At 42.2% G+C, this 11,971-nt stretch carries 8 protein-coding genes, 2 pseudogenes and 1 other annotated feature; all 10 genes and pseudogenes read right to left on the reverse strand.

All coding sequences use genetic code 11. From position 1 onward, the window contains the following. Window positions 1–244: pseudogene (locus tag AOQ70_RS06375) on the reverse strand (30S ribosomal protein S12); the annotation flags it as partial. Window positions 245–357: 113 nt separating this feature from the next. After that, the gene (locus AOQ70_RS06380) at window positions 358–606 is read right to left on the reverse strand and encodes a 50S ribosomal protein L7ae-like protein (protein ID WP_024425593.1); all 249 of its coding nucleotides are present in this window, start codon (window positions 604–606) and stop codon (window positions 358–360) included. Between the two features lie 142 nt (window positions 607–748). Then, window positions 749–4,348 carry a DNA-directed RNA polymerase subunit beta' gene (gene rpoC / locus AOQ70_RS06385; protein WP_039175975.1) on the reverse strand — a complete coding sequence of 1,200 codons (3,600 nt, stop codon included), beginning with the start codon at window positions 4,346–4,348 and terminating at the stop codon, window positions 749–751. A gap of 61 nt (window positions 4,349–4,409) precedes the next feature. After that, window positions 4,410–7,990, reverse strand: a pseudogene (gene rpoB, locus AOQ70_RS06390) (DNA-directed RNA polymerase subunit beta). A 255-nt stretch (window positions 7,991–8,245) separates the two neighbouring features. After that, complete coding sequence (locus AOQ70_RS06395; protein ID WP_039175972.1) at window positions 8,246–8,851, reverse strand: class I SAM-dependent methyltransferase; 606 nt, start codon at window positions 8,849–8,851, stop codon at window positions 8,246–8,248. A gap of 96 nt (window positions 8,852–8,947) precedes the next feature. Further along, the gene (gene rplL, locus AOQ70_RS06400) at window positions 8,948–9,313 is read right to left on the reverse strand and encodes a 50S ribosomal protein L7/L12 (protein WP_008345418.1); all 366 of its coding nucleotides are present in this window, start codon (window positions 9,311–9,313) and stop codon (window positions 8,948–8,950) included. 48 nt (window positions 9,314–9,361) lie between these two features. Continuing rightward, complete coding sequence (gene rplJ, locus AOQ70_RS06405) at window positions 9,362–9,862, reverse strand: 50S ribosomal protein L10 (protein ID WP_024425590.1); 501 nt, start codon at window positions 9,860–9,862, stop codon at window positions 9,362–9,364. Window positions 9,863–9,931: 69 nt separating this feature from the next. After that, window positions 9,932–10,072 (reverse strand) — a sequence feature (ribosomal protein L10 leader region). 49 nt (window positions 10,073–10,121) lie between these two features. Then, a complete protein-coding gene (gene rplA / locus AOQ70_RS06410; RefSeq protein ID WP_007496292.1) occupies window positions 10,122–10,820 on the reverse strand; it encodes a 50S ribosomal protein L1 in 699 nt (232 codons plus the stop codon). 99 nt (window positions 10,821–10,919) lie between these two features. Further along, window positions 10,920–11,345, reverse strand: coding sequence for a 50S ribosomal protein L11 (rplK, locus tag AOQ70_RS06415; RefSeq protein ID WP_003216956.1), 426 nt, complete (start codon window positions 11,343–11,345; stop codon window positions 10,920–10,922). A 171-nt stretch (window positions 11,346–11,516) separates the two neighbouring features. Beyond that, window positions 11,517–11,971: transcription termination/antitermination protein NusG (gene nusG / locus AOQ70_RS06420; protein ID WP_059375266.1), on the reverse strand; the 455-nt coding region annotated here is incomplete at its 5' end.

Here is an 11,971-nt window from a genome sequence, read left to right on the forward strand (position 1 = left end):
CAGGAATGTAAGCTGTTACCTCAATCAGGTTAGACAAACGTACACGAGCATATTTACGTAGTGCTGAGTTTGGTTTTTTCGGTGTCATTGTACCGACACGAGTACAAACCCCGCGCTTCTGTGGAGATGTTACGTTAGTGTGCTCTTTTTTGAAACTGTTGTATCCTTTGTTAAGTGCAGGATACTTTGAGTTTTCAACTTTACTCACGCGTCCTTTGCGTATTAGCTGATTAATTGTAGGCATGTTGTTATTCCTCCCTTCATTACTTTTTTTATAACCCACATACCCAGGTGGTTCATCAAAAGGCAAAAAACAATGTTTTTGCATTTTAAGCATGCAAAAACAAAACAAGTACGCTATAACATAATGGCAACAGCTGCTGCCCCAACTTCAATTCCGCAGGCCTTGCCGAGCTTTTTCATGGAATCTACCACTAAAATGTCTACACCCTTCTCTTGCGCTAGTTTCAATACACTAGCAGTTAAAGCAGGATCAGCATCTTTCGCTACGACGACTTCCTTTACTGAATCTCGTTTCAGAGCTTTTACTGTTTGCTTCGTACCAATAATAATGGATTGAGCCTGTGATACTTTATCATAAGACATCGAATATCCTCCAAAGTAACAGGTTTTATTTTGAGCACCTTGGTTATATTATCATCATGGCAGAAGGATGTCAATATGATATGACAGATTATCTTGACATCCTTCACCATTTTTTGATGATTTTATAGGAATCTGAGAAAGATTACTCTACAGGAACCATGTCGTCAGACGGCTGCACTTGCGAAACCGGCTTAACTTTACGGTAGTTCGGCATTCCCGTTCCAGCAGGAACAAGTTTACCAATGATAACATTCTCTTTCAAGCCAAGCAGTTCATCACGTTTTCCTTTGATCGCTGCATCTGTTAGGACACGAGTCGTTTCTTGGAAGGATGCCGCAGACAAGAATGAGTCTGTTTCAAGCGAAGCTTTTGTAATACCAAGAAGAACTGGACGGCCTGTTGCAGGACGTTTGCCTTCGAATAGTACTTTTTTGTTTGCTTCAGTGAATTGATGTACATCAAGAAGTGTGCCTGGTAATACGTCTGTATCCCCTGCATCAGCGACACGCACTTTGCGAAGCATTTGGCGAACCATTACCTCTACGTGCTTATCTCCGATTTCTACCCCTTGCATACGGTATACTTTTTGTACTTCATGAAGCAGATATTCTTGAACAGCTGTCATGTCAGTCACTTTAAGAAGTTCTTTCGGATCGATTGAACCTTCTGTAAGCACTTGACCACGAGTGACTTTGTCACCTTCAACAACTTTTAGACGTGCATTGTAAGGAGCTGTGTAAGAGCGAGTTTCAACTTCGCCTTGAACCACAATTTCCTGCTGCTTGTCACGAACATCGTTAATTTCAGCAACGACACCATCAATTTCAGAAATTGTCGCTTGCCCTTTCGGATTACGCGCTTCAAACAGCTCTTGGATACGAGGTAGACCTTGAGTGATATCGTCTCCTGCTACCCCACCGGTGTGGAACGTACGCATTGTAAGCTGAGTTCCTGGCTCACCGATTGATTGTGCAGCGATGATTCCAACTGCTTCACCGACTTCAACGTCAGTACCAGTTGCAAGGTTACGGCCGTAGCATCGTTTACATACACCATGAGGCGTGTTACATGTAAATGCAGAACGGATCCATACTTCCTCAATTCCTGCTTCAACTACTTCAAGTGCTTTATCTTCATCAATTAGTTCGTTTTCGGCTACAATGACTTCGCCTGTTTCAGGATGAACAATTGGTTTTCTTGCAAAACGTCCGATTAGACGTTCTTCAAGCTTCTCAATAATTTCATTTCCTTCTTTAATGGACTTCGCCAAGATTCCACGGTCTGTACCGCAATCTGTTTCACGGATGATGACATCCTGTGCAACGTCAACGAGACGACGCGTGAGGTAACCTGAGTCAGCTGTTTTAAGGGCTGTATCGGCAAGACCTTTACGCGCACCGTGAGTGGAAATAAAGTATTCCAATACAGTTAATCCTTCACGGAAACTAGATTTAATCGGAAGTTCAATGATACGTCCAGCCGGGTTGGCCATCAGACCACGCATACCAGCCAGCTGAGTGAAGTTAGATGCGTTACCACGCGCTCCAGAGTCACTCATCATGTAGATTGGGTTGACTTCATCAAGGGACTTCATCAGTTTACCTTGGATGACATCTTTAGAAGAACTCCAGATTGAAATCACTCTCTCATAACGCTCTTCTTCAGTAATCAAACCACGTCTGAATTGCTTCATGACGTTATCTACTTTTGCTTGTGCTTCTTCAAGAATTTGCTGCTTATCATCTAATACGACGATATCAGACACACCAACCGTAATACCGGCTTTAGTAGAGTATCTGAAACCAAGATTTTTCATGCGGTCAAGCATTTTAGATGTCTCAGTGATATGGAATCTCTTAAAGATTTCTGCAATGATTTTACCTAAAATACCTTTTTTGAACGGCGCATTGATTTCTTGTTTCTCGATCGCAGCTTTTACATCCTCACCTTTTTCAAGGAAGAAACGATCAGGCGTTTTTTCTTCAATATTGCTCTTTGTCGGCTCATTCATGTATGGGAATGATTCCGGTAAGATTTCGTTAAAGATCAGTTTTCCAACTGTTGTAATCAACAATTTAGAACGCTGTTCATCAGTGAATGTCACATTCTTCAACGAGCTAGCTGCAACAGCTACACGTGTATGAAGATGCACATAACCATTTTGATAAGCAAGAAGGGCTTCGTCAGTATCTTTGAAGACCATACCTTCTCCGATAGCACCTTTGCGCTCAAGTGTAAGGTAGTAGTTACCAAGCACCATATCCTGAGATGGCGTAACAACTGGTTTTCCATCTTTCGGGTTCAAAATGTTTTGAGCAGCAAGCATTAAGATACGAGCTTCAGCTTGAGCTTCAGCAGATAATGGTACGTGAACCGCCATTTGGTCACCGTCAAAGTCAGCGTTGTAGGCTGTACATACAAGTGGATGCAGACGAATTGCGCGTCCTTCCACAAGTGTAGGTTCAAACGCTTGAATACCAAGTCTGTGAAGAGTCGGTGCGCGGTTTAGTAAGACTGGATGCTCACGAATAACTGATTCTAAAACATCCCATACTTCTGGCTGCACGCGCTCAATTTTACGCTTCGCACTCTTGATGTTGTGAGCTAATCCTTTTTCAACAAGCTCCTTCATCACGAATGGTTTGAATAATTCAAGAGCCATTTCTTTCGGAAGTCCACACTGATACATTTTCAAATGTGGTCCTACGACGATAACGGAACGTCCAGAATAGTCAACACGTTTACCAAGCAAGTTTTGACGGAAACGTCCTTGTTTCCCTTTCAGCATGTGAGAAAGAGATTTCAATGGTCTATTTCCTGGTCCTGTTACTGGTCGGCCTCTACGTCCATTATCAATCAATGCATCGACAGCTTCTTGAAGCATACGCTTCTCGTTCTGAACGATGATGCTTGGCGCGCCAAGATCTAATAAACGCTTCAGACGATTGTTACGGTTGATGACACGACGATAAAGGTCGTTCAAGTCAGAAGTAGCAAAACGTCCACCATCAAGCTGAACCATTGGACGTAATTCAGGCGGAATCACCGGAAGTACATCAAGAATCATCCAAGATGGTTTGTTTCCTGAGTTACGGAAGGCTTCTAATACTTCAAGGCGTTTGATCGCACGTGTACGACGCTGTCCTTGAGCAGTTTTCAGCTCTTCTTTCAGTGTATCTACTTCTTTTACAAGATCGATATCTTGAAGAAGTTTGTTGATTGCTTCTGCACCCATAGCTGCTTGGAATGTATTACCGTATTTATCTAAATAAGCACGGAATTCTTTCTCAGAAAGAAGTTGTTTCTTCTCAAGCGGTGTGTTGCCCGGATCTGTCACGACGTAAGAAGCGAAGTAGATCACTTCTTCTAACGCACGTGGTGACATATCAAGAACAAGACCCATACGGCTTGGGATACCTTTGAAATACCAAATGTGGGAAACTGGGGCAGCCAGTTCGATATGCCCCATTCTCTCACGACGGACTTTTGCCCGTGTTACTTCTACACCACAACGGTCACATACAACACCCTTATACCGAACGCGTTTATACTTCCCACAATGACATTCCCAGTCTTTTTGTGGTCCGAAGATACGTTCACAAAAGAGACCATCTTTTTCAGGTTTCAGTGTACGATAGTTAATCGTTTCAGGCTTTTTCACTTCACCAAAAGACCAAGAACGGATTTTATCAGGTGATGCGAGACCGATGTTCATATACTCAAAATTGTTCACATCTAGCAAGGGGCCTACCTCCCTTTTAATCTTCGGGTTATACCCTAGTCACTTGCTCTAATCGTTTCTGCTATTCTTTTGTGACTGCGTCACGTTCAAGATCGACAGGTGCGAGGTCTGCAGCATCTTCGTCATTAGATAACGCTAATCCGTCTGCTTTCTTCGTTTCCTCATCGTCTTCTAAATCTCTCATTTCTATCTCTTCTTCATCGCCAGATAGGATTTTCACATCCATACCTAAACTTTGAAGTTCTTTGATTAACACTTTGAATGATTCAGGGACACCTGGTTCAGGTACGTTATCCCCTTTGACGATGGCTTCGTATGTTTTCACACGACCCACAACGTCATCCGATTTAACTGTTAAGATCTCTTGAAGTGTATATGCTGCACCGTAAGCTTCAAGTGCCCATACTTCCATCTCTCCGAAACGCTGACCACCAAACTGTGCTTTACCGCCAAGTGGCTGCTGCGTAACAAGTGAGTATGGTCCAGTTGAACGAGCGTGAAGTTTATCGTCAACCATGTGAGCCAGTTTGATCATGTACATGATTCCGACAGATACACGGTTGTCGAATGGTTCACCAGTTCGACCGTCATAAAGGACTGTTTTCGCATCACGAGACATACCTGCTTCTTCAAGCGTTTCCCAAACATCTTCCTCGCGCGCACCATCAAATACTGGTGACGCAATGTGGATGCCAAGGTAACGTGCAGCCATACCCATATGAAGCTCAAGTACCTGACCGATGTTCATACGAGATGGTACCCCTAGAGGGTTCAACATGATATCGATCGGTGTTCCGTCTGGAAGATACGGCATATCTTCTTCTGGAAGGATTTTAGAGATAACCCCTTTGTTACCATGTCGTCCGGCCATTTTGTCACCTTCAGAAATCTTACGTTTCTGAACGATGTATACGCGGACTAACTGGTTTACACCTGGAGGTAATTCATCTCCATCTTCACGGTTAAAGACTTTTACATCGTGGATAATTCCGCCGCCGCCGTGTGGAACACGTAGAGACGTATCACGCACTTCACGAGCCTTTTCACCGAAGATTGCATGTAATAGACGTTCTTCAGCTGTTAGTTCAGTTACACCTTTAGGCGTTACTTTTCCTACAAGAAGGTCTCCGTCTTTTACTTCTGCACCAATACGGATGATTCCGCGCTCGTCAAGGTTGCGTAAAGCATCTTCCCCAACGTTTGGAATATCACGAGTGATTTCTTCTGGTCCAAGCTTTGTATCACGAGCTTCTGATTCATATTCTTCAATATGAATAGACGTGTAGACGTCATCTTTTACAAGGCGCTCACTCATGATGATCGCATCCTCGTAGTTGTAACCGTCCCAAGTCATGAAGCCGACCATGACGTTACGTCCTAGAGCCAATTCACCTTTTTCCATAGAAGGTCCGTCTGCAAGGATTTCTCCTTTAACGACTTCATCTCCAACACTTACGATAGGACGCTGGTTGTAGCAAGTCCCTTGGTTAGAGCGGACAAATTTCAGCAAGCTGTATTTGTCTAGGTTTCCTTTGACTTGTTGTCCGTCAACGTCTTCATAACGGCGAACCCAAATATTTTTTGCTTCTACGCGTTCTACAACACCTGGGTAACGGCAGATGACAGCAGCACCAGAGTCTTTACCTGATACGTACTCCATACCTGTACCAACAATCGGTGATTCTGGCTGCATCAAAGGCACAGCCTGACGCTGCATGTTCGCTCCCATTAGAGCACGATTAGAGTCATCGTTTTCTAAGAATGGGATACATGCTGTCGCTGCAGAAACAACCTGCTTTGGCGAAACGTCCATGTAGTCAACGCGGTTTCGAGGAACAACGGTGTTTTCCCCTCTGAAACGAGCAATGATATTATCATCAATAAACGAACCATCTTCACCTAATATAGCGTTCGCTTGTGCTACTACGTAGTTATCCTCTTCATCAGCAGTTAAGTAATCGATTCTCGGTGTCACTTTACCAGTTTCAGGATCAACCCGGCGGTAAGGTGTTTCGATAAATCCGAAGCGATTCACTTTTGCGAATGAAGATAGAGAGTTGATCAAACCAATGTTTGGACCCTCTGGTGTTTCAATCGGACACATACGTCCATAGTGAGAGTAGTGAACGTCACGAACTTCCATTCCTGCACGCTCACGTGTCAAACCACCCGGTCCAAGCGCTGACAGACGACGTTTGTGCGTCAATTCAGCAAGCGGGTTTGTTTGATCCATGAACTGAGATAGCTGAGAACTACCAAAGAACTCTTTGATAGAAGCGATCACAGGACGAATGTTGATCAGCTGCTGAGGTGTGATTGTGTTTGTGTCTTGAATTGACATTCTTTCACGAACAACACGCTCCATTCTGCTTAAACCAATACGGAATTGTTTTGCAGAAGTTCACCTACGGAACGCAGACGACGGTTACCAAGGTGGTCGATATCATCTGTGTCACCTACACCATGAAGAAGGTTGAAGAAGTAACTGATTGATGCAATGATGTCAGAAGGCGTGATGTTTTTCACAGCTTCCTCTACATATGCATTTCCAATCACGTTAATCACTTGCTCGCCTTCTTGATCAGACGGTGCATAAATCTTAATAGATTGAAGTTCTACTTCATCTTCTACTACGCCACCATTAGGATAAAGCTTTCTAAATCCGATGCCGTTTTCTAAGTATGGAAGAACTTTATCAAGAACTCTTCTGTCTAAAATTTGACCTTTTTCTGCTAGAATTTCACCTGTTTCAGGGTCAACTAACGTTTCAGCCAATTTTTGATTGAACAGTCTATTTTTAATATGAAGCTTCTTATTAATCTTGTAGCGTCCAACATTTGCTAGGTCATATCTCTTCGGATCGAAGAAGCGAGAGTCTAGCAAGCTTTTCGCATTTTCAACAGTTGGCGGCTCTCCAGGGCGGAGGCGCTCGTAGATTTCGAGAAGTGCTTTATCCGCATTCTCTGTATTGTCTTTTTCCAGCGTGTTGCGTAAGTATTCATTCTCGCCAATGAGGTCAAGAATCTCTTGATCAGAGCTGAAGCCGAGAGCACGCAAAAGAACCGTAACCGGCAACTTACGTGTGCGATCGATGCGTACATAGACTACATCCTTCGCATCAGTTTCGTATTCTAACCATGCGCCACGGTTTGGAATGACAGTCGCAGTAAAACCTTTTTTACCGTTTTTGTCTACTTTACCACTGAAATATACACTTGGAGAACGCACTAACTGAGAAACGATTACACGTTCCGCACCATTAATGATAAAAGTACCTGTGTCTGTCATGATTGGGAAATCACCCATGAACACGTCTTGGTCTTTTACTTCTCCAGTTTCTTTGTTAATTAAACGAACTTTTACTCTTAGTGGAGCAGAGTAAGTTACATCACGTTCTTTTGATTCTGCTACAGGATACTTAGGATCCCCTAGGCTGTAATCAATGAATTCAAGAGAAAGGTTACCAGTAAAATCCTCAATTGGGGATATATCTTGAAACATCTCTCTAAGACCCTCATCAAGAAACCACTGATAAGAAGAGGTTTGAATTTCAATGAGATTTGGTAATTCTAACACTTCGCTTATGCGTGCGTAGCTTCTGCGCTGGCGGTGTCGTCCATACTGAACTAGTTGACCTGTCAACTGATTCACCCCTCAAATCATGCGTATTATATGTGTAAAAAGTATTTCTGTCTTTCAAATGTCAGTAAAGAAATACTTTTACAAGACAAAAGAAAAAAGGGTTTCTAAAATAAGAAAACCACATCCAAAAACAAATACCGATTTTATTAGTTTTCCCAAGTATGCATAATTTATACAAAATAGTTGTTTTTTAAGCCTATCAAGCAAAATATACACATTGGCATTTTATAATGTTAACACAGCTAGGAAACTGCGTCAAACTTTTTTAGCTTTGATTATATAGTAGCCCTTTTTTTTCAATACAACCTCGACTTCTCCAAAGAGCTGCTCTAATTTTTCAATCGCAGATGGTCCACCTTGCTTTTTCTGAATAACCACCCACAACTCACCTTCCGGCAATAAATGATCAGCACTTTTTTCAAAGATCGCATGTACAACTTTCTTCCCTGCCCGTATTGGGGGATTGGTCAGTATAGAGGCAAAAGCAGCTGAGGAATGAACATTCGAGAACAAATCACTTTGATAGATGTGAACATTATCAATGCGATTATGTTTAGCGTTTTCCTTTGAAAGTTCGACTGCTCTTTCGTTCACATCAATCATATGAATGGTACGGCTAGTCATTTCGTTTGCTAACGATAAGCCGATCGGTCCATAACCGCAACCGACATCTAAGACATCGCCATCCAAGTCAGGTTCTTCGAAAGCTTCAATTAAAAGCCTTGAACCAAAGTCGACTTCTTTCTTAGAAAACACTCCACTGTCACTTGTAAAAGTAAAGGTACGGTTTCTCAAGGTGAAGTCCCATGTCTGTTTATTGCTTTTCACTGATGGCTTTTCCGTATAATAGTGGTCACTCATGGTGAATGGACCTCCTCTGGATTCAATCGTTTCAGGAGATTAGAAAAGAAAAAGCCCGCCAGTAAAAGCGAGCTTTCCCAAAAGATTAGGCGAAGATTACTTAACTTCTACAGAAGCGCCAACTTCTTCAAGCTTAGCTTTAAGTTCTTCAGCTTCTTCTTTAGCAATACCTTCTTTAAGTGGTTTTGGAGTGTTGTCAACAAGTTCTTTAGCTTCTTTCAAGCCAAGACCAGTGATTTCACGAACCACTTTGATAACTTTGATTTTTTGGTCTCCAGCACCAGCAAGCACTAGATCAAAATCAGTTTTTTCTTCAGCAGCAGCACCGCCACCAGCAGCTACAGCTACAGGAGCAGCAGCAGTTACGCCAAATTCTTCTTCGATTGCTTTTACTAAGTCGTTTAACTCAAGTACAGTTGCTTCTTTAACTGAAGCAATGATTTCTTCGATATTTAAAGCCATTTGTAATTCCTCCATTTTAAGTTTTTTTACGTAAACGTAAAGTACGCATTAAGCGCCTTGTTCTTCTTTTTGATCTGCAACTGCTTTAGTAGCAAGAGCAAGATTACGAACTGGAGCTTGAAGAACGCTAAGCAACATAGAAAGTAAGCCTTCGCGAGACGGAAGTTCCGCAAGAGCCTTCACTTCTTCTACAGTCGCTACGTTTCCTTCGATGACACCAGCTTTGATTTCTAAAGCTTCGTGGCTTTTCGCAAATTCGTTGATGATTTTCGCAGGTGCGATAACATCTTCGTTACTGAATGCGATAGCGTTTGGACCTGTTAAGAAATCGTTTAAACCCGTTAGTTCAACTTGTTCAACTGCACGGCGAGTCAAAGTGTTTTTGTAAACTTTGAATTCTACGCCAGCTTCACGAAGCTGTTTACGAAGTTCAGTCACTTCAGAAACTGAAAGACCGCGGTAATCTACAATGACAGTAGACATACTATCTTTAAATTTAGAAGTAATTTCATCAACGACAACTTTTTTAGTATCGATTGCATTGCTCATGGTTACACCTCCTGTACATTCTTTGTGTAACACTTATACCGATCAGGCCATCACGTTCCTAACGAACGGTTCTCCATATAAAAAGCCTCCATTAAGACATGGAGGCTGTATATACAAGCATACGTTAACGTAAGACTGTGACATATACACCTCGGCGGGTTAATTAAGCCATAAGGCCCCTGCTGTCTACGGTATAAATGGACATTATTCTATTTTACAACATTTTGATATTATCAAAATGGTTGTCATAAGTCAAGAATTATTTTGCAGAGAAAGAAGATGGATCCACTTTCACGCCAGGGCCCATAGTAGATGTAACAGAAACGTTTTTCACGTATACACCTTTAGCCGCTGCAGGTTTTGCTTTAAGGATTGTGTCATAGATTGTTGCAAAGTTCTCAACAAGCTTTTCGTCCTCGAAAGAAACCTTTCCGATTGGCGCGTGGATGTTACCAGCTTTATCAACGCGGTATTCTACTTTACCAGCTTTGATTTCATTGATTGCTTTTTCAACTTCAAACGTTACAGTTCCTGTTTTAGGGTTTGGCATAAGACCTTTTGGTCCAAGTACACGACCGATCTTACCAACTTCACCCATCATGTCAGGTGTCGCAACGATTACATCGAATTCGAACCAACCTTGTTGGATTTTAGTGATGTAATCAGAATCTCCAACGTAGTCTGCTCCAGCAGCTTCTGCTTCTTTTGCTTTTTCGCCTTTAGCGAACACAAGAACGCGTTGAGTTTTACCAGTTCCGTTAGGAAGTACAACTGCACCGCGGATTTGTTGATCGTTTTTACGAGGGTCTACGCCCAAACGAAAAGCAACTTCTACAGTCGCATCAAATTTCGCTGTATTTGCTTTTTTTGTAAGAGAAACAGCTTCAGCTACATCATACGCTTTAGTACGTTCGATCAGCTTAGCAGCTTCTACATACTTTTTACCTTTTTTAGCCATTATAAAAATCCTCCTTATGTGGTTTTAGCGGAATAACCTCCCACGAATAAGGGTTGCGAACTTGTCAAAACCAAACTCGCAACCCAACAAGACAAAAAATTAATCTTCGATGACAATACCCATACTGCGTGCAGTACCTTCAACCATGCGCATAGCTGATTCAACGCTAGCAGCGTTTAAGTCAGGCATTTTTGTTTCCGCGATTTCGCGTACTTTATCACGCTTAACAGTTGCCACTTTATTACGGTTAGGTTCACCAGAACCAGACTCAATACCAGCTGCTTTTTTAAGTAAAACTGCAGCAGGTGGAGTTTTAGTAATAAATGTAAATGAACGGTCTTCAAAAACCGAAATTTCAACAGGAATGATAAGACCAGCTTGGTCAGCTGTACGAGCGTTAAACTCCTTACAGAATCCCATGATATTAACACCGGCTTGACCTAGTGCAGGTCCAACTGGTGGAGCTGGGTTAGCTTTTCCAGCAGGAATTTGCAATTTAACAACTTTAACTACTTTTTTAGCCACGAGACACACCTCCTTAAAGTCCGTGATGTGGTAATAGGGGAATCCCCCTCCCACTCAACAACTTCATTCTTTATATGAATGACGAAATAACTAGCTAGCGATCTTGAGTGAACTCAAGACGTACCTTTGCTATATTACCACTTCTATACACTCATTTCAAGCTCTTTTGAATTACAATTTATCGATCTGCGTGAACTCAAGTTCAACAGGTGTTTCTCTACCAAACATATTAACGAATACTTTGACTTTGCTTTTATCGTAATCAATTTCTTCAATAGAGCCAGTGAAGTTAGCAAACGGCCCATCGATAACCTTAACTGTTTCTTTGAGCTCAAAGTCGATTTCTGTTTTGCGTTCTTCAAGACCCATTCTCTTCAGAATGGTTTCAGCTTCGCCTGGCAGCAGCGCAGTTGGCTTTGAGCCTGACCCAGCTGATCCAACGAATCCAGTGACACCCGGTGTATTACGAACAACATACCAAGAGTCGTCAGTCATCACGATTTCCACTAGGACATAGCCAGGGAATACTTTCTTTTTGACGACTTTTTTCTTACCATTTTTAATATCCGTTTCTTCTTCTTCTGGTACGACGACGCGGAAGATTTTATCCTGCATGCCCATTGATT

The organism is Bacillus sp. AM 13(2015) (genome assembly GCF_001518755.1).
Lineage (GTDB): Bacteria > Bacillota > Bacilli > Bacillales > Bacillaceae > Bacillus > Bacillus safensis.